Origin of the sequence: Flavobacterium sp. (assembly GCF_036782315.1) — a bacterium.
GTDB lineage: Bacteria > Bacteroidota > Bacteroidia > Flavobacteriales > Flavobacteriaceae > Flavobacterium.
This window is the reverse complement of the sequence record NZ_DAIPZK010000006.1, coordinates 49,863-74,497: the sequence shown is the minus strand read 5'-3', so window position 1 is coordinate 74,497 and position 24,635 is coordinate 49,863. Positions and strand designations below refer to the sequence as shown.

General features: G+C 33.5%; 27 protein-coding genes and 1 tRNA gene. 19 read left to right on the top strand and 9 right to left on the bottom strand.

Annotated features, from left to right (window positions below):
* Positions 1–135 precede the first annotated feature (135 nt).
* The 6 genes from V7P59_RS06915 to V7P59_RS06890 all read left to right on the top strand — a co-directional run bounded on the left by V7P59_RS06915 (position 136) and on the right by V7P59_RS06890 (position 3,749).
* Positions 136–1,275, top strand: a complete 1,140-nt coding sequence (locus tag V7P59_RS06915; RefSeq protein WP_333809424.1) for an Mrp/NBP35 family ATP-binding protein — start codon at positions 136–138, stop codon at positions 1,273–1,275.
* Between the two features lie 89 nt (positions 1,276–1,364).
* Positions 1,365–1,604 carry a NifU family protein gene (locus V7P59_RS06910; RefSeq protein ID WP_333809423.1) on the top strand — a complete coding sequence of 80 codons (240 nt, stop codon included), beginning with the start codon at positions 1,365–1,367 and terminating at the stop codon, positions 1,602–1,604.
* Between the two features lie 76 nt (positions 1,605–1,680).
* Entirely contained in the window at positions 1,681–2,739 is a 1,059-nt protein-coding gene (locus V7P59_RS06905; protein ID WP_333809422.1) for an NAD(P)/FAD-dependent oxidoreductase, read from the top strand.
* A gap of 44 nt (positions 2,740–2,783) precedes the next feature.
* Positions 2,784–2,975 carry a hypothetical protein gene (locus tag V7P59_RS06900; protein WP_333809421.1) on the top strand — a complete coding sequence of 64 codons (192 nt, stop codon included), beginning with the start codon at positions 2,784–2,786 and terminating at the stop codon, positions 2,973–2,975.
* Positions 2,959–3,417: a hypothetical protein gene (locus V7P59_RS06895; protein ID WP_333809420.1), complete on the top strand. Its 459-nt coding sequence runs from the start codon at positions 2,959–2,961 to the stop codon at positions 3,415–3,417. The genes V7P59_RS06900 and V7P59_RS06895 overlap by 17 nt, the downstream gene beginning before the upstream one ends.
* Positions 3,417–3,749, top strand: a complete 333-nt coding sequence (locus V7P59_RS06890; protein ID WP_333809419.1) for a ferredoxin — start codon at positions 3,417–3,419, stop codon at positions 3,747–3,749. The genes V7P59_RS06895 and V7P59_RS06890 overlap by 1 nt, the downstream gene beginning before the upstream one ends.
* Positions 3,750–3,780: 31 nt before the next feature.
* Here V7P59_RS06890 and V7P59_RS06885 read toward each other — a convergent pair whose 3' ends face one another.
* The 5 genes from V7P59_RS06885 to V7P59_RS06865 all read right to left on the bottom strand — a co-directional run bounded on the left by V7P59_RS06885 (position 3,781) and on the right by V7P59_RS06865 (position 7,919).
* Positions 3,781–4,563, bottom strand: a complete 783-nt coding sequence (locus V7P59_RS06885) for a DUF3050 domain-containing protein (RefSeq protein ID WP_333809418.1) — start codon at positions 4,561–4,563, stop codon at positions 3,781–3,783.
* A 123-nt stretch (positions 4,564–4,686) separates the two neighbouring features.
* Complete coding sequence (locus tag V7P59_RS06880) at positions 4,687–5,865, bottom strand: acyl-CoA dehydrogenase family protein (protein ID WP_333809417.1); 1,179 nt, start codon at positions 5,863–5,865, stop codon at positions 4,687–4,689.
* 178 nt (positions 5,866–6,043) lie between these two features.
* Positions 6,044–6,748 carry a tRNA1(Val) (adenine(37)-N6)-methyltransferase gene (locus V7P59_RS06875; RefSeq protein ID WP_333809416.1) on the bottom strand — a complete coding sequence of 235 codons (705 nt, stop codon included), beginning with the start codon at positions 6,746–6,748 and terminating at the stop codon, positions 6,044–6,046.
* A 61-nt stretch (positions 6,749–6,809) separates the two neighbouring features.
* On the bottom strand, positions 6,810–7,337 hold the full coding sequence (gene rimM, locus V7P59_RS06870; RefSeq protein ID WP_333809415.1) for a ribosome maturation factor RimM: 528 nt from the start codon (positions 7,335–7,337) through the stop codon (positions 6,810–6,812).
* Between the two features lie 15 nt (positions 7,338–7,352).
* Entirely contained in the window at positions 7,353–7,919 is a 567-nt protein-coding gene (locus V7P59_RS06865) for a 30S ribosomal protein S16 (protein ID WP_333809414.1), read from the bottom strand.
* A 173-nt stretch (positions 7,920–8,092) separates the two neighbouring features.
* Here V7P59_RS06865 and V7P59_RS06860 point away from each other — a divergent pair, with 173 nt between their 5' ends.
* The 5 genes from V7P59_RS06860 (at position 8,093) to V7P59_RS06840 (ending at position 15,111) form a co-directional block, all read left to right on the top strand.
* Positions 8,093–8,788 carry a DUF6252 family protein gene (locus V7P59_RS06860; protein ID WP_333809413.1) on the top strand — a complete coding sequence of 232 codons (696 nt, stop codon included), beginning with the start codon at positions 8,093–8,095 and terminating at the stop codon, positions 8,786–8,788.
* A 154-nt stretch (positions 8,789–8,942) separates the two neighbouring features.
* Positions 8,943–13,469 carry a DNA polymerase III subunit alpha gene (gene dnaE, locus V7P59_RS06855; RefSeq protein ID WP_333809412.1) on the top strand — a complete coding sequence of 1,509 codons (4,527 nt, stop codon included), beginning with the start codon at positions 8,943–8,945 and terminating at the stop codon, positions 13,467–13,469.
* Between the two features lie 112 nt (positions 13,470–13,581).
* A complete protein-coding gene (trxA, locus tag V7P59_RS06850; RefSeq protein WP_291106646.1) occupies positions 13,582–13,899 on the top strand; it encodes a thioredoxin in 318 nt (105 codons plus the stop codon).
* Between the two features lie 110 nt (positions 13,900–14,009).
* Positions 14,010–14,948: a DUF58 domain-containing protein gene (locus V7P59_RS06845; RefSeq protein WP_333809411.1), complete on the top strand. Its 939-nt coding sequence runs from the start codon at positions 14,010–14,012 to the stop codon at positions 14,946–14,948.
* 86 nt (positions 14,949–15,034) lie between these two features.
* A tRNA-Asp gene (locus tag V7P59_RS06840) sits at positions 15,035–15,111 on the top strand.
* 158 nt (positions 15,112–15,269) lie between these two features.
* Here V7P59_RS06840 and V7P59_RS06835 read toward each other — a convergent pair.
* Complete coding sequence (locus V7P59_RS06835; protein WP_333809410.1) at positions 15,270–15,767, bottom strand: DUF456 domain-containing protein; 498 nt, start codon at positions 15,765–15,767, stop codon at positions 15,270–15,272.
* A gap of 66 nt (positions 15,768–15,833) precedes the next feature.
* Here V7P59_RS06835 and V7P59_RS06830 point away from each other — a divergent pair, with 66 nt between their 5' ends.
* Positions 15,834–16,316, top strand: coding sequence for a hypothetical protein (locus tag V7P59_RS06830; RefSeq protein ID WP_333809409.1), 483 nt, complete (start codon positions 15,834–15,836; stop codon positions 16,314–16,316).
* Between the two features lie 273 nt (positions 16,317–16,589).
* On the opposite strand, the gene V7P59_RS06825 is transcribed toward V7P59_RS06830, so the two are convergent.
* Together V7P59_RS06825 and V7P59_RS06820 are read right to left on the bottom strand one after the other, a co-directional pair.
* A complete protein-coding gene (locus V7P59_RS06825) occupies positions 16,590–17,693 on the bottom strand; it encodes a glycosyltransferase family 2 protein (protein WP_333809408.1) in 1,104 nt (367 codons plus the stop codon).
* A 209-nt stretch (positions 17,694–17,902) separates the two neighbouring features.
* A complete protein-coding gene (locus V7P59_RS06820; RefSeq protein WP_333809407.1) occupies positions 17,903–18,820 on the bottom strand; it encodes a hypothetical protein in 918 nt (305 codons plus the stop codon).
* Positions 18,821–18,874: 54 nt separating this feature from the next.
* Here V7P59_RS06820 and ruvC point away from each other — a divergent pair, with 54 nt between their 5' ends.
* Together ruvC and V7P59_RS06810 are read left to right on the top strand one after the other, a co-directional pair.
* Complete coding sequence (ruvC, locus tag V7P59_RS06815) at positions 18,875–19,429, top strand: crossover junction endodeoxyribonuclease RuvC (protein ID WP_333809406.1); 555 nt, start codon at positions 18,875–18,877, stop codon at positions 19,427–19,429.
* A 65-nt stretch (positions 19,430–19,494) separates the two neighbouring features.
* Complete coding sequence (locus V7P59_RS06810) at positions 19,495–20,340, top strand: hypothetical protein (protein ID WP_333809405.1); 846 nt, start codon at positions 19,495–19,497, stop codon at positions 20,338–20,340.
* Between the two features lie 51 nt (positions 20,341–20,391).
* On the opposite strand, the gene V7P59_RS06805 is transcribed toward V7P59_RS06810, so the two are convergent.
* Positions 20,392–20,925: a hypothetical protein gene (locus tag V7P59_RS06805; protein ID WP_333809404.1), complete on the bottom strand. Its 534-nt coding sequence runs from the start codon at positions 20,923–20,925 to the stop codon at positions 20,392–20,394.
* A 55-nt stretch (positions 20,926–20,980) separates the two neighbouring features.
* Between V7P59_RS06805 and hemW the strand changes: the two genes are divergently transcribed.
* The 5 genes from hemW to V7P59_RS06780 all read left to right on the top strand — a co-directional run bounded on the left by hemW (position 20,981) and on the right by V7P59_RS06780 (position 24,547).
* Positions 20,981–22,114 (top strand): radical SAM family heme chaperone HemW, encoded by a 1,134-nt coding sequence (hemW, locus tag V7P59_RS06800; protein ID WP_333809403.1) that lies wholly within the window; start codon positions 20,981–20,983, stop codon positions 22,112–22,114.
* Between the two features lie 94 nt (positions 22,115–22,208).
* The gene (locus V7P59_RS06795) at positions 22,209–22,964 is read left to right on the top strand and encodes a cyclase family protein (RefSeq protein ID WP_333809402.1); all 756 of its coding nucleotides are present in this window, start codon (positions 22,209–22,211) and stop codon (positions 22,962–22,964) included.
* A 49-nt stretch (positions 22,965–23,013) separates the two neighbouring features.
* Positions 23,014–23,385, top strand: a complete 372-nt coding sequence (locus V7P59_RS06790; protein WP_333809401.1) for a four helix bundle protein — start codon at positions 23,014–23,016, stop codon at positions 23,383–23,385.
* A 53-nt stretch (positions 23,386–23,438) separates the two neighbouring features.
* Positions 23,439–23,810, top strand: a complete 372-nt coding sequence (locus tag V7P59_RS06785) for an MmcQ/YjbR family DNA-binding protein (protein WP_333809400.1) — start codon at positions 23,439–23,441, stop codon at positions 23,808–23,810.
* A gap of 44 nt (positions 23,811–23,854) precedes the next feature.
* Positions 23,855–24,547, top strand: a complete 693-nt coding sequence (locus V7P59_RS06780) for a PH domain-containing protein (protein ID WP_333809399.1) — start codon at positions 23,855–23,857, stop codon at positions 24,545–24,547.
* Positions 24,548–24,635: the final 88 nt, after the last annotated feature.

Here is a 24,635-nt window from a genome sequence, read left to right as displayed (position 1 = left end):
CTAACTATCAAATTATAAAAACTTTAAACTTTTAAACTTTTAAACTGATAAAGTTCTTATTATCTTTGCAATTCATATTCAGTTTAAATAAAAAGTGAAATGCTTTAAAATATTAAACTAATAAACTTAAAAAAAATGAAACTAGATAGAAAAGAAATTTTAGCTGCATTAGAAACCATTTCGATTGCTGGTGAAGGGAAAAATATGGTAGAAAGTGGTGCAGTTCAAAATGTTATTACTTTTGGAGATGAGGTTGTGGTGGATTTGGTATTAGCAACTCCGGCTTTACATATTAAAAAGCGTGCAGAAGTTGATATCCTAAAAGTAATTCACGAAAAAGTATATGAAAAAGCTAAAGTAAAGGTAAACATAAAAGTTGAAGCACCAGAAAAACCTGAGAATCCTAATTTGATTCGTGGAAAACAAATCCCTGGAATTTCAAATATTATTGCAGTTGCTTCTGGAAAAGGTGGTGTAGGTAAATCTACAATTACAGCCAATTTAGCCGTTTCATTAGCTAAAATGGGATTCAAGGTTGGGGTTTTAGATGCTGATATTTACGGACCTTCAATGCCAATTATGTTTGATGTTGAAAATGCAAAACCTATTTCAGTTGAGGTGGACGGAAAATCAAAAATGCAACCTGTTGCAAGTTATGGAGTAGAAATTCTGTCTATCGGATTTTTTACAAAGCCAGATCAAGCGGTGATTTGGAGAGGACCAATGGCTGCCAAAGCATTAAACCAAATGATTTTTGATGCCAATTGGGGCGAATTAGATTTCATGCTAATCGATTTACCACCAGGAACTGGCGATATTCATTTATCAATTATGCAATCGTTGCCAATTACTGGAGCGGTTGTAGTAAGTACACCACAAGCTGTGGCTTTAGCCGATGCTAAAAAAGGAGTTTCCATGTTTATGTCGGAATCTATCAATGTTCCGGTTTTAGGAATTATCGAAAATATGGCGTATTTCACTCCAGAAGAACTTCCTGAAAATAAATATTATATCTTTGGTAAAGAAGGAGCTAAAAATTTAGCAGAAGATTTACAAGTGCCTCTTTTAGGAGAAGTGCCATTAGTACAAAGTATTCGTGAAGCAGGTGATTATGGTCGTCCAGCAGCATTGCAAACGGCTTCAGTTTTAGAAGGTGTTTTTGAAAATATTACAAGAAATGTAGTGCAAGAAACGGTAAATCGTAACGAAACTTTACCGCCAACAGAAGCGATCAAAATAACAACAATGGCAGGTTGTTCTGCTGTAAAAAAATAATTATCAATTAGCACATGTGTCAATTAGCCAATTTAAAAATTGAAACATATTGACACATCGACACATTGAAAAATTGACACATTAAAAATATGACTACACTAGAAATAAAGGAGAATGTTGAAAAAGCATTAGATGAAATTCGTCCATTTTTGAATTCCGATGGTGGCAACATTTCATTAATAGAAATTATTGAAGACAAACATGTTAAAGTTCGTTTAGAAGGAGCATGTACAAATTGTAGCTTAAGCATCAGTACCATGAAAGCTGGTGTGGAAACCACAATTAAAAAGTATGTTCCTCAAATTGAAACCGTAGAAAATATTGCCTAGTAAAGCAATAGTATGATATAAATCATATTTCTACACTTTACGAGTTTGTTACTTTGCTACTTTCAAAATTAAAAAAATGATTCAAACAGATATTCTTATAATAGGTGCTGGTCCTACGGGACTTTTTGCCGTTTTCGAAGCCGGACTTTTACAATTAAAATGTCATATTATTGATGCTTTGCCACAACCAGGTGGACAATTAGCAGAATTATATCCTAAAAAACCAATCTTCGATATTCCCGGTTATCCTTCAGTTTTAGCTGGAGAACTAGTCAATAATTTAATGGAACAAATCAAACAGTTTCAACCTGGATTTACATTAGGCGAAACCGCTGAAACCATTAAAAAATTAGAAGACGGAACTTTTATAGTAACTACAAATGAAGGAACAGAACACCATGCAAAAGCAGTTGCTATCGCCGGTGGTTTAGGAACTTTCGAACCAAGAAAACCTATTTTAAAAGATATCGAATTCTACGAAAAAGAAGATCGTGGGGTAGATTACTTTGTAAAAGATCCAGAAAAATATCGTGGAAAAAATATTGTAATTGCAGGTGGCGGTGACTCAGCTTTAGATTGGAGTATTTTCTTGTCGAATGTTGCTAATTCCGTGACTTTAGTTCATAGAAGAAACGAATTCCGTGGTGCTTTAGATTCGGTTGAAAAAGTACAAGAATTAAAGAATGCGGGTAAAATTAAATTAGTTACTCCGGCTGAGGTTGTTGGATTTAATGGTAGTGAAAGAATTACCGCTGTTGATATTGAAGTGAACGGAGCCAGAATGAAAGCAGAATGTGATTATTTTATTCCACTTTTTGGATTAACACCAAAGTTAGGACCAATTGCTAACTGGGGATTGGAAATCGAAAAGAACGCTATCAAAGTAAATAACGCATTAGATTATCAAACCAATATTGACGGAATTTACGCTATTGGTGACGTAAATACTTATCCAGGAAAATTAAAACTAATTTTGTGCGGATTCCACGAAGCCACTTTAATGTGCCAAAGTGTGTACAACAGAATCAATCCAGGAAAACGTTACGTATTAAAATATACCACAGTTTCTGGAGTAGATGGTTTTGATGGAACTAGAAAAGAAGCTGAAAAAGCCGTTGTAAAATCGATTGATTAATTCAGTAACTTTGGAATAACAAAGTAATTATGAACCAATATAAAATGATAAGAACAGTAGTTTCAAAGTCAAGCTTTAAAGAAGCTGATGACCATGTTACTTATTATGTTGAAAAATCTCCTTTGGAAAGATTAAATGCAGCATGCTTCATAATTTATTCTATTTTTAATACTTCTGAAAGAACAAAAGTTGATAGATTAAAAACTTCGTCAAGAAAAAATGCCAAACTTATTTAATTACGATTTTCTCGAATTTTTAGAACTTCTCGGAAAACATGAAGTTGAATACTTGTTGGTTGGAGGTTACGCTGTTATATTAAATGGCTATGTAAGAAGTACAGGTGATTTAGATTTATGGGTAAATAAAACAGATAATAATTATTCAAAACTATCTAAAGTTTATACTGATTTTGGTGCTCCAATGTTTTCAAACGAGGAATTCAATAGTGATAAATTTGATGTTTGGAGCATTGGTACGGAACCAACAAAAATTGAAATACTAACTCATGTTGACGGATTAAACTTTTTAGAAAGTTATAAAAATTGTAAGTTTTTAAACACCCAAAATTTTCAAGTGCCTTATATTAATTATGATGATTTATTAAAGAATAAGGAAGCTTCTGGCAGATATAAAGATTTAGCAGATATTGAACAACTAAAAAAAAATAGAAAAGAATAATGCCACAAGACGTAACCATTTTCATAACTGACAGAAACGGAGTACGACACGAAGTGTTAGCACCAACCGACATGAACATGAACATTATGGAGTTAATTCGTTCCTATGAATTAGCCGAAGAAGGAACTATTGGCGTTTGTGGCGGAATGGCAATGTGCGCTTCTTGTCAGTGTTATATTTTAAATGATGTTGTTTCTTTAGAACGCAATCCTGATGAGGAAGCAATGCTTTGGGAAGCTTATCACGTAAAGGATAATTCGAGGTTAGGTTGTCAAATTCCAATCACAGAAGATTTAGAAGGCTTAGAAATTGAAATAGCACCAGAACAATAAAAAAAGCGAGAAGAAATTCTCGCTTTTCATTTTATACTAATTCATGTTTGTGTTCCATTTGCTCTTCAATGGCATTCCAAAGTCCGATTCTTTTTTCTAAAGCTAAAACTGAAACTTCTTGTACTTCTTTCCATTTTTGTTCCGAAGTTCCACAAAGTTCAGTTATCATTTGCATTGCCATTGGACCGTGCTCGTCGGCATCTAATTCAATATGTCTTTCGAAATAATAAATGAGTTTTGATAAATCTGTTTCTGGGAAGTTTTGCTGAAAGTTTCTCAAGATTTCCGTAAACATATTCGGAATCAAATCTTCTCTCCCAAAAGTAAAAGCAGCCGCAATTTCATGAGGTTTTCCTTGTTCAATTACTCTAAAAGTGAAATCCAAAAACGCTTTCACATTCGGATGCAAATCACTTTGTTTTATAGATACGAAAATGTTTTTCGTTTCTTCTACATTCTTCAAAAACGCATTGATTTGAGTTGTCGAAGCACCACATTGCGTCATCGCATCTAAATACATTTCAAAATGACTTTGACGCGTTCCATCTAGGGTTAAATCAGTTTCTTCGGCTACAACTATTTCGTTAATTAAATAACGAATTTCAGGATTTCCAATTGGCAACCAAGGTGTAGTAGTACAAGTTAACTTATTTTGCAAGGCTTTTAATAACGACATAAAATCCCAAACCGCATAAATGTGGTTTTCTAAAAAACAATGTAAATCATCAATCGTTTTTACTTTATTATATAACGAGTGATTTAACAACTGTTCTTTTTGGTTTTGAATCGATTGATTTATAGTTTGAATATTCATAGTACAATTTTTATTTCTATATACGAATTTGATAAATCATTTGGATTTCATTCGTACAATACAAAAGTAAAAATGCTTCTCTAAAAAGAGAAGCATTTTGTATCAATTTTATCTATTGTTTAATTACTTAAATGCAGGGAAACCAGTAATATCCATACCTGTAATTAACAAGTGAATATCGTGAGTTCCTTCGTAAGTAACTACAGATTCTAAGTTCATCATGTGTCTCATGATAGAATATTCACCTGTAATTCCCATTCCGCCTAACATTTGACGTGCATCACGAGCAATTGTTAACGCCATGTCAACATTGTTTCTTTTTGCCATCGAAATTTGAGCTGAAGTAGCTTTTCCTTCGTTTCTTAAAACACCCAATCTCCAAGTTAATAATTGTGCTTTCGTGATTTCAGTAATCATTTCAGCTAATTTCTTTTGTTGTAATTGTGTTGCTCCAATTGGTTTGTCAAACTGAATACGTTCTTTTGAATAACGTAAAGCCGTATCATAACAATCCATTGCTGCTCCAATCGCTCCCCAAGCAATTCCATAACGTGCCGAATCTAAACATCCTAGCGGTGCTCCTAATCCAGATTTGTTTGGTAATAAGTTTTCTTTTGGAACTTTTACGTTGTCAAAAATAAGCTCTCCAGTAGCAGAAGCTCTTAACGACCATTTGTTGTGTGTTTCAGGAGTTGTAAATCCTTCCATTCCTCTTTCAACGATTAAACCGTGAATTCTTCCTTCTTCGTTTTTAGCCCAAACTACTGCAATATCAGCAAAAGGCGCATTCGAAATCCACATTTTAGCACCATTTAAAAGATAATGATCGCCCATATCTTTAAAATTAGTTACCATTCCACCTGGATTTGAACCGTAATCTGGCTCAGTTAAACCAAAACAACCGATCATTTCTCCTGTGGCTAATTTTGGCAAATATTTCATTCTTTGTTCTTCGTTTCCGTATTTCCAAATAGGATACATCACTAATGAAGATTGAACCGATGAAGTCGAACGTACACCTGAATCTCCTCTTTCAATTTCCTGCATGATTAATCCGTACGAAATTTGATCTAATCCAGCACCACCATATTCTACAGGAATGTAAGGACCAAATCCACCAATTTCTCCTAAACCTTTTACGATTTGTTTTGGAAATTCTGCTCTTTGTGCGTATTCTTCAATAATTGGAGATACTTCTTTTTTTACCCAAGCACGTGCAGCATCACGCACCATTTTATGTTCGTCAGATAATAATTCGTCTAATAAATAATAATCTGGAGATTGAAATAAGTCTGGTCTCATAGTTTTTGATTTGAAAGTCACAAAAGTAAGTAAAGATTTTTAACAAATCAATGAACAAGTGTTATAATTTTTTAAGAAGCTTTTTACTTCGTCAGTTCGCTCATTTAGGAGCTCGTGTCCAGCTGTCCGCTATATTCCCGATAGTTATCGGGAGATGCCGCTATTATCTGGGCTAGGGTTACATCTTCAAATAGAAATCTTTCGTCAATTCGATGTATTCAGAAGTATAATTATGTCTTGAAATTTCAATGACTAACTCATCAATTAACGGAGTTTGTTCCATTCTGCAAAAAGCCAATAAACTTCTTTTAATTTCCGATGTTGGAGTGCCTTTTACACGAGTAATTTTTAATGGAAACAAATCCAATTCTTTACACATAGCAACAAATCGCTCTTCTTCTTTATAAGGAATAATCACAGAAAAAATCCCATTATCCGAAAGTAATAAAGCAGCCGCTTCAATTAATTCTTCAAAAGGCAAAGCGTCTTCAAAACGCGCTAAATCTCTCGAAGTGTTGTCTGATTTATAATCATCGGTGTAAAAAGGCGGATTGGAAATAATTAAATCGTATTCATCTTCAGGTTCATCAACAAATTCATCCAAACCCGCATGGAAACAAAATAATTTGTCACCCCAAGGCGAAGTTTCAAAGTTTTCAACGCATTGTTCGTAAGCATCTTCGTCAATTTCAATGGCATCAATTTGTTCTGCGTTACTTCTTTGGGCTAGCATTAAAGATAAAATTCCAGTTCCCGCACCAATATCTAAAACATTGTAAGGATTATTAATTAATGGAGTCCAAGCACCGAGCAAAACACCATCTGTGCCAATTTTCATAGCGCAACGATCTTGATTTACGTGAAATTGTTTGAATTTGAACAAAATGAATAAGGATTGAATTTAAACAATTTAAAAAGTTGTAAACTGTGACTGCGACTGTAAACTATCGCAAGTACAAATCAACCAACCCTTCAGGAGTTTCTAAAGTAATGGTTTTGTTTGCTCTGTCAAGTGCAATGATGAAATCATCAATAAGCGGAATTAAAATTTCAGTTCCGTTTTTATCAATTTCAAAAAGAGGTTGAGCGCCACTATCATTAATTCCAGTTATTTTTCCAATATTGCCTAAACGAGTATCTAATACATCAAAACCAATAACTTCGTGATAGTAAAATTGGGTTCCTTCTAATTTTGGCAACATAGAAAGCGGAAGATATAATTCACTTCCCATGATTTCGTCTGCTTCTTCTTCAGTTTGAATATCTTCAAAACGGATGCGCAAGAATTTATCTTTATGAAGCGAACTACTTTCAATAAAAAATGGAACCAGACTTTTGTTGATTTCAACAAAAACTGATTCCAAATTTTGATACAATTCGGGTTCGTCGGTGTCTAAATACGCCAATACTTCCCCTTTGAAACTAAATTTTTTCGCGATTTTACCTAAATAGAAACAATCTTCTTTACGCATGGAATCGCTGTAAAATTATGCTTGAGTTTCTTCGTTGTTTTCTTCAACAGCTGGAGCTTCTTCTGTAGCAGCTTCAACTACTTCTTCTGTTACTTCTTCAGCAACTTCTTCTGTAGCTTCAGCAGCTTTTGCAGCTTCTGCTTGAGCAGCAATACGCTTAGCGTTTGCTTCTTGTTCTGCTTTTAAAGCTTTAGCTTTAGCATCAGCTTCTGCTTTTGATAAACCAGCTTTTTTAGCATCAACTTTGTTTGCTTTTTCTTCTAACCAAGCTGCTAATTTAGCATCTGCTTGCTCTTGAGTTAAAGCACCTTTGCGAACTCCTCCATCTAAATGGTGTTTTAATAAAGCACCTTTGTAAGATAAAATTGCTCTTGCAGTGTCAGTTGGCTGAGCACCGTTGTGTAACCATTGTGCAGCTTTCTCGATGTTTAAATCGATAGTTGCAGGGTTAGTGTTTGGATTGTAAGTTCCTAATTTTTCTAAGAATCTACCATCTCTTTTTGATCTTGCATCTGCTGCAACAACCCAATAAAAAGGTTTCCCTTTTTTTCCGTGTCTTTGTAATCTAATTTTTACTGACATAATCTTGTGATTAATTTGAGGTTCTCGACCTCGGTTATTTAAGGGTGCAAATATATAAAACTTTGCAATACAAATGTATAAGTTGATTAAAAAAAATTTTTCATCTAACATGTATTTATTTCAATAAAAAAGTTATTTTTGTTACCTACATATAATATATAGGACTAATTAAAATGAAAAAATTACTTTCTTTAATAGCTGCAACAGTTTTATTTACTTCTTGCCAAGAAGATATTAGAACTAATACTCCTGCTTTTCAAGCAAATTTTAATAATGCTTTTTGGCGAGCTAATGATGCAAGAGTTTCTATTGATGAAACGGGAGCAGTTACCATTACAGCTTTAACTCAATTTGAAACAATAACATTAGAAACAAGTAGTTCTAATCCAGGAACCTATATTTTAGGTACAGATGATACAAGTAACTTCGCTATGTATGATTTTGATTCTCCAGACTTTTCAAATTCATATGATACAAGAGTTTTTTCAGGTCCTGCATTTAAATTATCAACTGTGTTAAACGGAGGAACAGGTTATGTTGACAATGCTACTGGAGCACAAACTACAGGTGGTTCTGGTTCTGGATTACGTGTTGCAACAAGAACAACAAATGGTAGAGTAACTGCAATTACTTTGGTTTCTAGAGGAAATGGATATAGAGCAGGTGATTTAATTACAATTGTGGGAGGTAATAATAATGCTAGATTTAAAGTAATTAACGTTCAGCAAAGTAATGGAGAAATCACAATTACAGAAGTTGTGGATGGTAAATACTCAGGAAAATTTAAATTTAATGCTGTAGATGAAGATGGTGAAGTAGTTACTTTCTCTGAAGGATGGTTTTACAAAGTACCATTATCAAGTTTTTAATTAAACCTAAAATAAAATAACTAAAACCACCTGAATTATCAGGTGGTTTTTTGTTTTGTTGATAACTTAAATTGGCATTCACTAACTTAAAATGTATTTTTGTTTTTATTCAAAATCAGCCTTTGTATTTTTCTTTAGCTTAATTATCAGATAGATGTACTTAATTTTCGATACAGAAACCACAGGATTACCTCGCAGTTGGTCGGCACCTATAACCGATACCGATAACTGGCCTCGTTGTATTCAAATTGCATGGCAATTACACGACGAAATGGGAAATTTAATCGAGCACCAAGATTACTTGGTTAAGCCCGAAGGTTTCAATATTCCGTATGATGCGGAACGCGTGCATGGTATTTCTACCGAATTGGCTATGGAGCAAGGGATTTCAATGGTAGAAGTTTTGGAAAAATTCAACATCGCACTTTCCAAAACAAAATATATTGTGGGGCAAAACGTTGGTTTTGATGTGAATATCATGGGTTGCGAATTCCACCGATTTAACATTGGAACGGATTTAACCAAAATGCCCGTTTTAGATACGTGTACTGAAACTACAGCAGAATTATTAAAATTACCCGGTGGTCGTGGTGGAAAATTCAAATTACCAACACTTACCGAATTACATCAATACCTTTTCAATCAACCTTTCGCAGAAGCCCACAATGCTACTGCCGACGTGGAAGCAACTACTCGTTGTTTTTTGGAATTAATCAAAAGAGAAGTTTTTACCAAAGAAGAATTAGACGTAACACCAGAATATTTTAGACGTTTTCGTGAAAATAATCCGGGCGAAATTCAGCTTATCGGTTTAAAACACATCAATCTCAAAAAAGCTTCGGATGAAATTAGAGCGCGATTGCAAAAAATCCAAAGCGAAGAAGAGCAAGCCACTATTTCAGATGCAACAAAAGCCGATTTAAAAGACGCTGCTTTTGCGCATTTGCACAATCACACCCAATTTTCGGTATTACAATCCACCATTGCAATTAATGATTTGGTAAAAGCTTCAGCAAAGTTCAAAATGCCTGCAGTTGCCATGACCGATACGGGAAATATGATGGGTGCTTTTCATTTTGTAAGCGCCGTTTTAAATCATAACAAAGCAGCTGAAACCAAAAACAAAGAGTTAATTGAAAATGGTGAAGAACCAACCGAAACCGTAATCAAGCCGATTGTTGGTTGCGAGTTCAATATCTGCGATGATCATAAAGATAAGACTAAAAAGGACAATGGTTATCAAGTTGTACTATTGGCAAAAAATAAAAAAGGCTATCACAATTTAGCCAAAATGTCTTCGATTGCTTATACCGATGGTTTTTATTACGTTCCTCGTATTGACAGAAGTATTGTTGAAAAATACAAAGAAGACATCATTGTTCTTTCTGGAAATTTATATGGTGAAATTCCAAGTAAAATTCTAAATGTTGGAGAAAGTCAAGCTGAAGAGGCTTTAATTTGGTGGAAAGAGCAATTTGGTTCCGATTTCTATTTGGAAGTCATGCGTCACAAACAAGAAGACGAAAATCGTGTAAACCAAACATTGATAGCTTTCTCAAAAAAGCATAATGTGAAGTTAGTTGCGACCAACAATACGTATTACGTTAATAAAGAAGATGCTAACGCCCACGATATTTTATTGTGTGTAAAAGATGGTGAAAAACAAGCAACACCAATTGGTCGCGGACGCGGTTATCGATACGGATTGCCTAATCAGGAATATTATTTCAAATCGGGTGACGAAATGAAGCAACTTTTTGCTGATTTACCCGAAGCAATTATCAACATTCAAGAAATTATTGATAAAACCGAACCGTATTCTTTATATCGTGATGTTTTACTTCCAAAATTCAAAATTCCTGATGAGTTTGAAGTAGAGGAAGATAAAATTGATGGTGGCGTTCGTGGTGAAAATGCGTATTTGAAACATCTCACCATGGAAGGTGCTAAAAAACGCTATGGCGAAATCACACCTGAAATTCAAGAACGTTTGGATTTCGAATTACTTACGATTTCCAATTCGGGTTATCCGGGTTATTTCTTAATTGTACAAGATTTCATAGCCGAAGCAAGAAAAATGGATGTTTCCGTTGGTCCAGGCCGTGGATCGGCTGCGGGTTCGGCCGTAGCGTATTGTTTAGGAATTACGAATATCGATCCGATTAAATACGATTTGCTTTTTGAGCGTTTCCTAAATCCTGACCGTGTTTCCATGCCCGATATCGATATCGACTTCGATGATGAAGGTCGTGGTCGTGTAATGGATTATGTAATCAATAAATATGGAGCAAACCAAGTAGCGCAAATTATTACTTATGGTAAAATGGCTACGAAATCTGCTATTCGAGATACTGCTCGTGTGTTGGATTTGCCGCTTTTTGAAGCCGATAGAATTGCAAAGTTAATTCCAGGTATGATGCCGTCGAAATGGAATTTAGCGCGATTTCTTGCTGAAGATGAGGGTGAAGTCAAAAAAGCATTACGTTCAGAAGAATTTGACCGAGTAAAAGAATTAATCGAAATTGCCAATTCCGAAGACTTAGCAGGTGAAACTATCCAACAAGCAAAAGTGTTAGAAGGGTCAATGCGAAATACTGGAATTCACGCTTGTGGAGTGATTATTACGCCTGATGATATTACGAATTTCGTTCCGGTTACAACTGCAAAAGATTCAGATTTATATGTGACCCAATTTGACAACTCGGTAGCGGAAAGTGCTGGTTTGTTGAAGATGGACTTCTTGGGATTAAAAACCCTAACCTTAATTAAAGACACGGTAAAATTGGTAAAATATCGCACGGGAATCGAATTGAATCCTGACGAATTTCCAATTGATGATGTTAAAACATATGAGTTGTTCCAAAGAGGTGAAACCGTTGGTATTTTTCAATACGAATCACCCGGAATGCAAAAATACATGAAAGAACTGAAGCCAACAGTCTTTGGAGATTTAATTGCCATGAATGCGTTATATCGACCTGGACCATTGGAGTATATTCCGTCTTTCATTCGTAGAAAAAATGGCGAAGAACCAATTACATACGATTTAGATGCTTGCGAAGAATATTTAGGAGAAACTTACGGAATTACCGTATATCAAGAGCAGGTGATGCTTTTGTCGCAAAAATTAGCGAATTTCTCTAAAGGTGACGCCGATGTACTTCGTAAAGCGATGGGTAAAAAGCAAAAAGATGTCTTGGATAAAATGAAATCTAAGTTCATCGATCAAGCGAAAGCCAATGGACATGACGAACAAAAATTAGATAAAATTTGGACCGACTGGGAAGCGTTTGCGAGTTATGCCTTCAATAAATCGCACTCTACTTGTTATGCTTGGATTGCGTATCAAACAGCTTATTTAAAAGCACATTATCCAGCGGAATATATGGCTGCGGTGCTTTCGAATAACATGAACGATATCAAACAAGTGTCGTTCTTTATGGAAGAATGTAAGCGAATGGGATTAGCGGTTTTGGGTCCAGATGTGAATGAATCTTATTATAAATTTACGGTTAATGAAGATTATGCGGTTCGTTTTGGAATGGGAGCCATCAAAGGTGTTGGAGCAGGAGCCGTTCAAACCATTATTGATAATCGAAAAGACGGGAAATATAAATCTATTTTTGATTTAGCTAAGCGAATTGATTTGCGCGCTGCCAATAAAAAAGCGTTTGAAAACTTAGCATTAGCGGGTGGTTTCGATGGTTTTACCGAAACACATCGAGCGCAATATTTTCATCATGATGGTGACGGAATTACGTTTTTAGAAAAGGCAATGCGTTATGGCTCGAAGTTTCAAGAAAACGAAAACTCGGCTCAAGTAAGTTTATTTGGTGATGCTTCGGAAGTGCAAATTGCAGAACCACAAGTGCCACCATGTGAAGAATGGAGCACAATGGAGAAATTAGCCAAAGAAAAAGAGGTTGTTGGAATTTACATTTCGGGTCATCCTTTAGATGATTATAAATTTGAAATGAAATATTTCTGTAATACCAATTTAGAAGGTCTAAAAAACTTAGAACAACAAGTTGGGAAAAACCTTTCTTTTGGAGGCATCGTAACCAATGTCCAACATCGAACAGCTAAAAACGGAAAAGGTTGGGCAACATTTGTAGTGGAAGGTTATGATGAAAGTTTCGAATTCCGAATTTTTGATGAAGAGTATCTGAAGTTCCGTCATTTTTTACTGCAAAATCAGTTTGCTTATTTTAAAATTACAGTGAAAGAAGGTTGGGTGAATCGAGAAACAGGGAAAAAATCCGATCCGAGAATTCAATTTATTGATGTGAAAATGCTAGCCGATGTGTTGCCTACATTTGCCAAAAAACTCGTGCTTCAATTAGCTATTAATGAAGTAAAAGAAGGTGTTATTTCAGAATTGAACCAAATTTTCACCAAATATAAGGGCGATCATAATGTAACTTTTGAAGTGATGGAGTTGGAGAAAATCAAGCGAATGGTAGAAGAAAAACCAGTTGCCATAATTCCTACGGATTCAGAAGACGAAATGGAAGAGAATTTTGATGAAATGGAAGAAATGGATATTACTGTTCAAACAGAAAAAGAGGAAATTATAGTAAAAACTAAATTGGTGATGCCAAGTAGAAAACTAAAAGTTAAAATTTCATCGGAATTATTGCAAGAATTAGAACGCATGCAATTAAGTTTTAAGTTGAATTAGTATCAATTTTTAAAATAAAACTATAACAAAAACTAATTTTTATAAAACACTACATTCCAATTTAATTCCTAAATTTGCATATCAATAAAGTAAAAACATAAAGTAAAATAATATGGCATTAGCAATTACAGATGCTACTTTTGAAGAAGTAGTTTTAAAATCAGATAAACCGGTAGTAGTTGATTTTTGGGCAGCTTGGTGTGGTCCATGTAGAATGGTTGGTCCAGTTATCGACGAAATTTCTGCTGAATACGAAGGAAAAGCAGTAGTAGGAAAAGTTGATGTTGACGCAAACCAAGAATTTGCTGCAAAATACGGAGTTAGAAATATCCCAACTGTTTTAGTATTCCAAAATGGAGAAGTTGTAGGAAGACAAGTTGGTGTTGCTCCAAAGAAAACATATACTGATGCAATTGATGCATTACTATAATATTTGAAAAAGAAATTCAAGGCTCAACGAAAGTTGGGCCTTTTTTTTATCACAACCTTTCACCCTTCACCTTTGACCAATAAAATAAAATCTTTTTCTATCTTTACGATATGAATTTAGAACAGCAAATAGAAAAAATTTCCAGTTTTGAGCATTTAGAGCTTTTAGCCAACCAAATTGTGGAAGGTTTTATTTCTGGAATGCACAAATCGCCTTTTCATGGATTTTCGGCAGAGTTTGCGGAACATAAAATCTACAATCCAGGAGAAAGCACAAAACATATCGATTGGAAATTATACGCTAAAACAGATAGATTATATACAAAACGCTATGAAGAAGAAACTAATTTACGTTGTCATTTGATATTAGATAATTCTTCTTCGATGCATTATCCTAAATTAAAGGAGAATCAGCCATTTTATGAGAGTAAAATAGGATTTTCGGTACTAGCTTCTGCAGTTTTGATGAATTTACTTAAAAAGCAACGTGATGCGGTTGGATTGAGTGTTTATTCGGATGCGTATGAATATTATTCTCCAGAAAAAGGAAGCGAGCGTCATCATCGCATGATCTTGAATAAGCTAGAGGAAGTGTTATCGCAAAACAAGACCACTCGAAAAACGGATACCGTAACATTTTTACATCAAATTGCAGAAAATATTCACCGTCGTTCAATGGTGATTTTATTTAGCGATATGTTTCATTCCGAAGGTTCGGAAGAAGATAACGATAAAATTTTCAAAGCACTTCAACATTTAAAACACAACAAACATAAAGTAGTCGTTTTTCATGTGTTTGATGAAAAAACGGAGTTGAATTTCAGTTTTGATAATGCACCACGTAAATTTATTGATGTAGAATCAGGAGAAGAAATCAATTTATTTGCTGAAAACACACAAGAATCGTATCAAAAAGTAGTTCAAAAATATTTCAAAACGATAGAAGCAACGTGTATGCAGTATCAAATTCGCTATGTACCCGTTTCTGTAGGCGAAAATTTTGAAAAAATTTTACTGACCTATTTAGTTGAAAAACAAAAGTTTGGTTGATATTGCTGAAAAAAGTTTAATTTTTTTTGCAAAAATATTTGCAGGAATAAAAAACCGTAGTATATTTGCACTCGCAATCAAGCACTGGTTTGGTAGTTCAGTTGGTTAGAATACATGCCTGTCACGCATGGGGTCGCGGGTTCGAGTCCCGTCCAGACCGCCAGTAAAGAGGAAGCCTTTCGTAAAAGAAAGGCTTTTTTGCCCTCTTAAAATATTTAAAATAGTTGTGTTGTTTAGGTACGAAAGTACCAAAAGGTTTAGTAGTTAGACCAATGGAAAGCTTTGCATTTTATGCAGGGCTTTTTTGATTTTATATCACCATCAAAACCAAATTCCTCTATTCTGCCAAACTACAACAAAGAAAACTCCTAAGAAAAGTAAACTCACTAAAAACTTAATAAACGTTCCCGCTAAGAAACCTAAGAACGAACCAGTAGCGGCTTTAAAAGCGCGTTTTCCTTCGTTGGAATTGTAAATGAGTTCGCCTATCAAAGCACCTAAAAATGGGCCAATCAAAAATCCAAAAGGAGGGAAAAACAAGCCGATAACTAAACCGATATTCGTTCCCCAAATTCCATATTTACTTCCGCCAAAATATTTTGTACCTTGTGCTGGAATCACATAATCTAAAATCCCAATCACAACTGCAATAACTAAAGTAATACCTAGTAACCAATAATTGGTTTCCATTCCGGGACAAAAATAAAGCAATAAAATTCCAATCCAACTAATTGGCGGACCTGGTAAAGCAGGAAGTAAACTACCTATAATTCCCACTACCATTAAAAGCAAACCTAGAATCAGTAAAAAGTATTCCATAAGATTTTAGTTATTGTCTAACAAATTTATAACTTTGTTTCTTTACGATGCATTAAAAATCAAATAATGAAATTATTTTCGGGTTTATTTCTTTTAATTTTTATGGTTTCCTGTCAGTACTTTGAAAAAGAAGTGCCTGATGAAAAAGAATTATTAGAACAAGAATTGAAAAAAATCAATTGGGACGAAGTGGATGAATTTCCATCGGTTTTGCAATGTGATACGATTAAAGATGCGGAAATAAAAAGACAATGTTTCTTCGATTATATAGCACAAACTATACAAGAAAGAATTGGTATTGACACCTTGCGTATTGAGTATCCTGATATCGATACTATAAATGTAAAAATCACCGTGAATCCCGATTCGAGCTTACAATTTGAAACGCAATACCCAAACGACAGTATTGCTTTAGCAGATAAAACAAAAATCGATAGTATTTTAACTTCAAGATTATCCGATTTTCCAAAGGTAGAACCCGCGATTAAAAGAGGTGTGAAAGTAAAAACGCAATTTGTGCTTCCGGTGATTATTAAAATGGAGAAGTAAACAATCAAAAAATCAATCCCGAAGCTTCGAGACAAGTTCAATTTCGAATTAGGAACACAGATTTAAGATATTTCAATAATTTTTAAAATCTTAAATGAACTTAATTCGAAAAAATGTCTATTTCAAAAAACTTACATGACTTATATGTTAAAATAATTCGTGCTAATTTTTATTATTTTGTCAAATCGAGCGTAGTAGAGATTTTTTTTAATTTCTTAAATTTTTTAAATCTGTGTTCCAAAAACTTTGCGACATTTCGTAATTGCAAACTTATTATTTTCTAAAGTTTCTCCCTTTCCAGCTATATTTTCCAAATAATGAATATACTGCCACCGAAACACTAAAAAACGGGTACAACAAACTACTTGCTAAAATATACTGCAATTTTGATTCGAAGAAATTCGCTGTTTTATAAATTAATATAAAATCGATTAGAAATTTTAAAGCGACAAAAAGCATGAAAATGTTTTGATCCAATAAACCTACCAACCAAAGTAGAAAACTTAAAATCCAAACCAAATTCCCGCCAAAAACGACAAGCGCTAATAATTTTCCATAAATAGAAGAGTAACCTGTACTTTTAGAAGCCCAGCGAACCCTTTGCTGAAATAAATCAGACCAAGTTTCTACTTGTTTTGTTGCGACAATACTTTCTTTAGCCAATAAAAACCTAACTTTCTTCGGCGTAACTGAAACCGCTTTTTGAAGTAGAAATACATCGTCACCACTAGCAATTGAATTATTCCCTTGAAAACCGTTTAATTCCTTAAAAAATTGTTTGGAATAAGCAAAATTAGCGCCGTTACACATAAAAGGTTGATTGATTCCAAAACTTCCAATCGTAGCGCCTTGTAAACTCAAAAAATCTAAATTCTGGAAAGCAGATAAAAAGCCACTTTTTGGAACATAACAAACGCCAGAAGCCACCATTTCCACTTCATTTTCCTGAATATATTGATCGAAAGTCGTTAACCAATTTTTCTGAACCAAACAATCGGCATCGGTAGTAATGATCCAATCGTTTTTGGCAATTTGAATCGCTGTTTCAATGGCATCTTTCTTGGGGGAATTAGATTTACGAACATTCTTTACTATTTGAATTCTAAATTCTAAATTCTGAATTCTAAATTCATCATCAGAATCATCATCCACCAAAATCACTTCTACTAATTCTTTCGGATAATTCAACAACGAAATCGTATGCAATAAATTCGGAAGATTCTTTTTTTCATTTCGGAAAGGAACTACAATGGTGAAAGATGTTTTTGGAATCAATTCCTTTTTAGAAAATCGTTTTATTCGGTTAAACCCATAAATCAGTTGCCCAATAAATAGGGTATAAAGAAGAAAAACGGTTCCAAGAATTAATTCCAGCATAATTAAAAATTAGTTCTATGTGAGTTATGTTTAGTCAAACGTCCGAAGCTTCGATCCGATATTTCGGATTAAAATCAACACAGTCAAAATCTATTGTGACTATGTGTTAAATTTTAAAACACATAGAAACATAGTAAAAGTGGGAAAAAATATTGAGAAGACAAAGAAAACTTCGTTTTTGCACAAAGAAAATTGCTTACACTTTGCTGTCATTTAGTTTTAAATCGAAATACATAATAACTTCCAATCACTACGGGTAAAACTACGTTCAAAAACCACATCAGCGTACTAATGAAAATTACAATCCATTCGTTAATGCCGTATTTTCCAAAGAAAAACATCGCTACACTTCCTTTTACGGCGAAATCTAAAAATTGAAAACTTGGTAACGAAGAAGCTAAAAAGTAAACGGCTGCAATCGAACTAATCAAAGTTAGATAAGGCAAATCAACATCAAAAACCAAAAACAAAACGTAATATTGATGCGAGAAAACTAAGTAACGACAAATACCTAGGAAAATATTTTTTCGATGAATCTTCTTTGGAATTTCGTTTATTTTATGCAATAATTTTTGAATCGAATACCCTTTTATGGTGATGTTTTTCGAAAGAACAGAAGCAAAAAATAATACAATCGCAATTACAATTATTGTTAAAGCCCATTTCCAATAACCAATTAAAATCAATCCAATAATTCCGAAAATAATGGTCAAAATCATTTGAATTCCGTTACAAATCAGGTTTAAAAACACCACTTTTTTAGTTTGTTCTTTTTTGAAAAATAGGGCTTTTCCGGCATATTCTCCTAAACCATTTGGCGTGAAAATTCCAGCAGTTAATGCGCCCAAAACTTGTTTGCTTGCCTCACCAACTGAAATTGGTTTAATAAAACTCACTAAATTCTGCCACTTTAAAATTTCGAAATAACGATTCGCAACACTAAACAGTAAAATGAAAATAATGGTCGTTATCGAAGTTTTTTCTAATACCAAAGTTTGGAATTTACTCCATTCTAACTTTGAATTACTAGCAATTTGGTCGTAAATAAAATAAAACGCACCAATTACAATCAAAAGTTTGATGGTAAAAACAAGGAATTGCTTAGCTTTGTGAGGAATTGAAATCATTGGTGCAAAGAAACGAAAACTTTGAACTTGAAACTTGAAACTTGAAACAAAATTTTGGCAAACGAACGCATCATATTAGGAATTGACCCGGGAACGACGATTATGGGTTTTGGATTGATTAAAGTAGTCAACAAGAAAATGGAATTTCTGCAGTTGAACGAACTTATTTTGTCCAAATATGATAATCATTATCAGAAATTAAGAGTCATTTTTGAACGTACTATTGAATTAATCGACACTCACAATCCAGATGAAATTGCGATTGAAGCTCCTTTCTTTGGAAAAAACGTACAATCGATGCTTAAATTAGGAAGAGCACAAGGCGTTGCTATGGCAGCAGGACTTTCGAGAGATATTCCTATTACAGAATACGAACCCAAGAAAATAAAAATGGCCATCACCGGAAACGGAAACGCCAGCAAAGAACAGGTAGCCAAAATGCTCCAACAATTATTAGGTTTAAAAGAGTTACCAAAAAACCTTGATTCAACAGATGGTTTGGCTGCAGCAGTTTGTCATTTTTTCAATTCAGGACGAGTGGAAGTTGGGAAAAGTTATTCGGGTTGGGACGCATTTGTGAAACAGAATGAAGATAGAATAAAAAAATAATTGTAAAAAAATATATCTTAAATATTATTTTTTTACATTTGAGAATTAACTATAATTTATATAAAATGAGAATTTTTAATTTTTTTTTATTCTTGGCAATAATACCATTGTTTTTCTCTTGTTCATCAGAGGATAGTTCTTCAAATTCAGTTCCAGATGGTTTTACTTTAGTAATTGATGGTGAAACAATAAATGTTACTTCTGTTCAGGCGTTCAGATTTGATAAATGGATTGAAGTTGCAGGATATGGTGCTAATGGAAAATCTATTGACTTTAAATTTAGTATAACTGGGAGTTTATACGATGCTTTTGTTTTTTCAACAAATTCTAACAATCCTTTTGGTCCAAAATCAACTTTTGAATATTATAATGAGAATACTTTCAATTTTGATTTAGTGAGTTACGATTCAAACACAAGACGTGTATCAGTTAATTTTAGTGGAAAAGTGTATGACGATGAATACGATCATACTTCTGATTTTTCAATTGTATCAGGATCTTTCAATGTAGAATTTATTGTTCAAGATGCTTTATTACCTGGGTATGGTACAACGGCTAAGATTAATGGGAACGATTGGTATGGAATGAGTTTTGATTCATCTGATGATAATACTGTAACTGAATTACACGTTTTAAGTAGTGGAAAATATTTCTTTGATATTGCTTATGAATCAGGAAACCCTATTGTAGGGAATTATTCATTCTCAAACAATACTGCTATTCGAGGAATTCGTTTTTATGAATATGATGTAAATACTCATGAAATAATAAATTATAATGTTTCAGGATCAGTAAATTTTACAGAATGTACAAATAATTATGTAAAAGGGACTTTTAGCTTGACAGCTACGCATCCAATATCGGGCTCAACTATTAATGTTACTCAAGGTACATTTAAAGAAGCATTGTAATTTTATAGCATATAAAAAAAGCCAGAAATTTTCTGGCTTTTTTTATAAATATTAATCTTCATACTTATATCTAAATGTACCATCTGTTACAGTCATATTAACCACAGGAACAGGATTTTCAGTATCATCAGAAGTTGTAAATTGAAATGTACCTTTAACAATTTTTGAAGAAGTATTTACTTCTGTAATTGTTATTGTACCACCTATTGTGATTTCCATTTCTTCATTACTATTGTCAATTAAGTCAATAAAGTGTGATGGAGGGGTGTTAAAAGTTTCTGAACCAAAAGCATATGTTCCTAAAGCAATATCAGTTCTCTTTAACCAAATATTGATTTCTGGATTTCCAAATGGTCCACCTTGTCTTCCTTGTAATAAAACAAAATCTTCTATTGGAAAATAACTCCATATATTTGTAGATGAATAAAGATTTGTTCCAAACGGATTGTTGGCTTCGAATGTTGTGCCGTTGATTTTAGCAGTCATTGCAAATTGGCTGTTGCTGCTGCTTTCACTATTGTCGTCAGAAGAACAAGAAAGCATAATGAAGGGGAGAGTAAATAATAAGAATTTAAGTTTTTTCATGTTAAAAAATTTTTATGCAACAAATGTAGAATAAAAAAAAATAACAACTAAGTTAATGTCAGGAATCTACATCCACATACCCTTTTGCAAGCAAGCTTGCCACTATTGCGATTTTCATTTTTCTACTAATTTGAAGAAGAAAGACGAAATGGTTTTAGCGTTGGCTAAAGAAATTGAAATGCGTAAAAACGAGTTTCAAGATGAGATAGTAGAGACAATTTATTTTGGTGGTGGAACGCCTTCGATATTGTCGATTGAGGATTTAAAATTTTTGATTGATGAAGTGTATAGAAACTATAAAGTAGTCGAAAATCCTGAAATCACAGTTGAGGCTAATCCAGATGATTTAACTGAGAATCGAATAATTGAACTCTCAAAAAATAAAGTCAACCGTTTATCAATCGGAATTCAATCTTTTTTTGAAGACGATTTGAAACTCATGAATCGTGCGCATAATGCTGAAGAAGCTAAGAAGTGTTTGGAAACAGCGACTCAATATTTTGATAATATTTCAATCGATTTGATTTACGGTGTTCCCGAAATGAGTAATGAAAAATGGTTGCAAAATATCGAAACAGCTTTGTCTTTTGGTGTGCCTCATATTTCGAGTTACGCCTTAACGGTTGAACCTAAAACGGCTTTGCATTCATTCATTCAAAAAGGAATTATTCCGCAACCAGATGATGAAGTCGCACAAGAGCATTTTCATATTTTAGTCGACAAACTTTCGGAAAACGGATTCATTCATTACGAATTATCCAATTTTGGAAAAGAGAATTATTTCTCAAAAAACAATTCGAGTTATTGGTTAGGTAAAAAATACATTGGAATTGGTCCGTCAGCACATAGTTATGATGGAAAAAATAGAGGTTGGAATGTTTCTAATAATTCGCTTTATATCAAATCGATTCAAGAAAATAAATTACCTATCGAAATCGAAACGTTAACAAAAACCGATCGTTACAACGAATATATCATGACGGGTTTGCGCACGATTTGGGGTGTTTCGTTAGAGCGAATCGAACAAGAATTTGGAAAAATCTATTTGGATTATCTGAACCAACAAGCAACAAAATTCATCGAAGACCATTTGTTATTTATTGATAATAATATCCTAAGAACTACAAAAAAAGGAAAGTTTTTGAGTGATGGGATTGCGAGTGATTTGTTTTTATTAAATTTGGAATGATTATGAACCACTAAGAACACAAAGAAAGCACAATGATACACAAAGCTTTGTGAACTTAGTGTAAAAACTTTGTGACCTTTGTGGTTAAATTATTATGCTAGCAAAAATTAACAACATAGAAATCGACTTATCAAAACCTCTTGATATTTCCATCCCATTAACCAATAATGAACAAAATCCAATTGCTTGGTATCAAAATGCTCCTGAAATTGAACCTGTAAAAATGGGCGATTGGATTGGAAAAGTTTCGGAAGGAAAATCGTCAACGAATTTTAATAATATTTTCTTCAATCCACACGCGCATGGTACTCATACAGAATGTTTAGGACATATTACCCGCGATTTTTATTCTATAAATCAATGTTTAAAGCAGTTTTTCTTTACTGCAGAATTGATTTCGGTTGAACCAAAAGCTGTTGGAGAAGATTTAGTTATTACAAAAGAGCAAATTGAATCAGCATTGAGAGATAATTCGCCAGGAGCAATCATCATCAGAACTTTACCAAATCCAAAAAGCAAAAAGCATTTGAATTATTCCAATACGAATCCACCTTATTTAGAAGAAGCGGCTGCCATTTTTATCAGAGAAAAAGGGATTCAGCATTTATTAATCGATTTGCCTAGTGTTGACAAAGAGCACGACGAAGGGAAATTGTTAGCACACAAAGCGTTTTGGAATCTAAAAGATGTGAATCAAGTTAATGAAGATGCTCGTTTTAATTGTACAATTACAGAAATGATTTACGTTAATGAAGAAATTCAAGATGGGAGTTATTTATTGAATTTACAATTTGCGTCGTTTGAAAATGATGCTAGTCCAAGTAAACCAGTTTTGTATAGTTTGGAGTAGGGAGTTTTTAGTTTGGAGATTATAGAGTAATTAGTTTTAAAATTGTAATATGGATTATAAAGATTTATTAGCTTATAAAAAATCATTCGCCTTAGCTATGTTGATTTTTGATGTGTCTAAGGCTTTTCCAAAAGAAGAAAAGTATTCTTTAACAGATCAAATTAGAAGAAGTTCCAGAAGCGTAACAGTAACAATTACAGAATCATATAGAAAAAGAGTTTATCCAAAAAATTTCTTGAGTAAACTTACTGATGCTGAAGCAGAAAATTCTGAAACTCAAGTGTGGTTAGATTTTTCATTAGCATGTGGTTATTTGGAAGAAATAAAATACAACGAACTCACTGCTCTGAATACAGAAGTTGGGAAACTAATTTATTATATGATTAATAATCCAGATAAATTCGGTTCAAGTAAAATATAAATTAAACGATATAAAACTCCCAACTAAAAACTCCTTACTCCCAACTTTTAATTATGGATATTCAGCAATTATATGAGTTCTGTTTGAACAAAAAAGGCGTCACCGAACATTTTCCGTTTGATGAAGATACTTTGGTGTTTAAAGTAGGCGGGAAAATGTTTTGCTTAACCTCATTATCCGAATGGGAAAAAGGAACACCATCGTTAAATTTAAAATGCGATCCAGAACGCGCTTTAGAACTTCGAGCAGAATATGAAGCAATTCAACCGGGCTATCACATGAGTAAAGTACATTGGAATACGATTCGTTTTCATGGTGATGTTTCCGATAAAATGATGTGCGAATTGATTAATCATTCTTACGAACTTGTTTTCAAAAGTTTAACGAAAAAAGTACAAAAAGAAATTCAAGAATTAGAAAATTAGGCATTACTTTTGTGCCAATATATGAAAATTTCAAAGTAACTATCATGATAGACAACTTAAAAAAAATATTAAACGAAGATCAAGATCCAAAAGCAATTGAGAAAATCACAGCTAAATTGGAGAATCTTTTAATGTCTAACGAAGAAGTAGGCTATATTGCTGTTCAAAAGAAACCAGCGGTAACTATTTTTCCAGATAGCATTGTGGTAACGAACAAACGTATCATTTTATGTAAGCCTAAAAACTTAGGGCTATCAATGGAATTCATTGATTACGATTGGGATGATATTTCAGGTTCGTTTGTAAAAGAAGGTATTTTAGGTGCCGATTTTACTTTTACAACTAATTCCGATTTAACGCATACAGTTGATTATTTGCCAAAAAATCAAGCACGAAAATTGTATACTTATGCCAAAGAACAATTGGATTTATTAAAAAATCCAAAAGTAGCTACATCAGTTGTAGAGGAAGTTAAAGTGGAAACACCAATTGTTGAAACAGTTGAAGAAGTTCCTACTGAAGAAGTAACGCATTTTGCTGAATTGATTCCGGCATCAAATGATATTATTCAAGATACAGAAGTTGAAGCTTCTAATTCAGAGGATAAAGGATTGGCGCATTTATCGCAAGATGAATTGTTTGCAAAACTTCAGAACTATAAAAAATTATTAGATAATGGTTTAATTCTTCAAGGAGAATACGATCGATTGAAATCGGAGATTTTAAAATATCTATAACATTTAGTAATGTCATTAAGAGCCTGAAATTAACGTTTCAGGCTTTTTTGTTTGTGTAACTTTTGTGACAGATAATGTTTTGATTATG

Excerpts from the sequence above, each read along its gene's own strand:
- V7P59_RS06860 (WP_333809413.1), top strand. The coding sequence starts at position 8,093 with ATGAAAAAATTACTTTCTTTAATAGCTGCAACAGTTTTATTTACTTCT.
- V7P59_RS06845 (WP_333809411.1), top strand. The coding sequence starts at position 14,010 with ATGAATTTAGAACAGCAAATAGAAAAAATTTCCAGTTTTGAGCATTTA.
- V7P59_RS06910 (WP_333809423.1), top strand. The coding sequence starts at position 1,365 with ATGACTACACTAGAAATAAAGGAGAATGTTGAAAAAGCATTAGATGAA.
- V7P59_RS06835 (WP_333809410.1), bottom strand. The coding sequence starts at position 15,767 with ATGGAATACTTTTTACTGATTCTAGGTTTGCTTTTAATGGTAGTGGGA.
- V7P59_RS06885 (WP_333809418.1), bottom strand. The coding sequence starts at position 4,563 with ATGAATATTCAAACTATAAATCAATCGATTCAAAACCAAAAAGAACAG.
- V7P59_RS06805 (WP_333809404.1), bottom strand. The coding sequence starts at position 20,925 with ATGAAAAAACTTAAATTCTTATTATTTACTCTCCCCTTCATTATGCTT.
- V7P59_RS06790 (WP_333809401.1), top strand. The coding sequence starts at position 23,014 with ATGGATTATAAAGATTTATTAGCTTATAAAAAATCATTCGCCTTAGCT.
- V7P59_RS06895 (WP_333809420.1), top strand. The coding sequence starts at position 2,959 with ATGCCAAACTTATTTAATTACGATTTTCTCGAATTTTTAGAACTTCTC.
- dnaE (WP_333809412.1), top strand. The coding sequence starts at position 8,943 with ATGTACTTAATTTTCGATACAGAAACCACAGGATTACCTCGCAGTTGG.
- V7P59_RS06865 (WP_333809414.1), bottom strand. The coding sequence starts at position 7,919 with ATGTCAGTAAAAATTAGATTACAAAGACACGGAAAAAAAGGGAAACCT.
- V7P59_RS06915 (WP_333809424.1), top strand. The coding sequence starts at position 136 with ATGAAACTAGATAGAAAAGAAATTTTAGCTGCATTAGAAACCATTTCG.
- hemW (WP_333809403.1), top strand. The coding sequence starts at position 20,981 with ATGTCAGGAATCTACATCCACATACCCTTTTGCAAGCAAGCTTGCCAC.
- V7P59_RS06905 (WP_333809422.1), top strand. The coding sequence starts at position 1,681 with ATGATTCAAACAGATATTCTTATAATAGGTGCTGGTCCTACGGGACTT.
- V7P59_RS06825 (WP_333809408.1), bottom strand. The coding sequence starts at position 17,693 with ATGCTGGAATTAATTCTTGGAACCGTTTTTCTTCTTTATACCCTATTT.
- rimM (WP_333809415.1), bottom strand. The coding sequence starts at position 7,337 with ATGCGTAAAGAAGATTGTTTCTATTTAGGTAAAATCGCGAAAAAATTT.
- V7P59_RS06890 (WP_333809419.1), top strand. The coding sequence starts at position 3,417 with ATGCCACAAGACGTAACCATTTTCATAACTGACAGAAACGGAGTACGA.
- trxA (WP_291106646.1), top strand. The coding sequence starts at position 13,582 with ATGGCATTAGCAATTACAGATGCTACTTTTGAAGAAGTAGTTTTAAAA.
- V7P59_RS06795 (WP_333809402.1), top strand. The coding sequence starts at position 22,209 with ATGCTAGCAAAAATTAACAACATAGAAATCGACTTATCAAAACCTCTT.
- V7P59_RS06785 (WP_333809400.1), top strand. The coding sequence starts at position 23,439 with ATGGATATTCAGCAATTATATGAGTTCTGTTTGAACAAAAAAGGCGTC.
- V7P59_RS06830 (WP_333809409.1), top strand. The coding sequence starts at position 15,834 with ATGAAATTATTTTCGGGTTTATTTCTTTTAATTTTTATGGTTTCCTGT.
- V7P59_RS06780 (WP_333809399.1), top strand. The coding sequence starts at position 23,855 with ATGATAGACAACTTAAAAAAAATATTAAACGAAGATCAAGATCCAAAA.
- V7P59_RS06880 (WP_333809417.1), bottom strand. The coding sequence starts at position 5,865 with ATGAGACCAGACTTATTTCAATCTCCAGATTATTATTTATTAGACGAA.
- V7P59_RS06900 (WP_333809421.1), top strand. The coding sequence starts at position 2,784 with ATGATAAGAACAGTAGTTTCAAAGTCAAGCTTTAAAGAAGCTGATGAC.
- V7P59_RS06810 (WP_333809405.1), top strand. The coding sequence starts at position 19,495 with ATGAGAATTTTTAATTTTTTTTTATTCTTGGCAATAATACCATTGTTT.
- V7P59_RS06820 (WP_333809407.1), bottom strand. The coding sequence starts at position 18,820 with ATGATTTCAATTCCTCACAAAGCTAAGCAATTCCTTGTTTTTACCATC.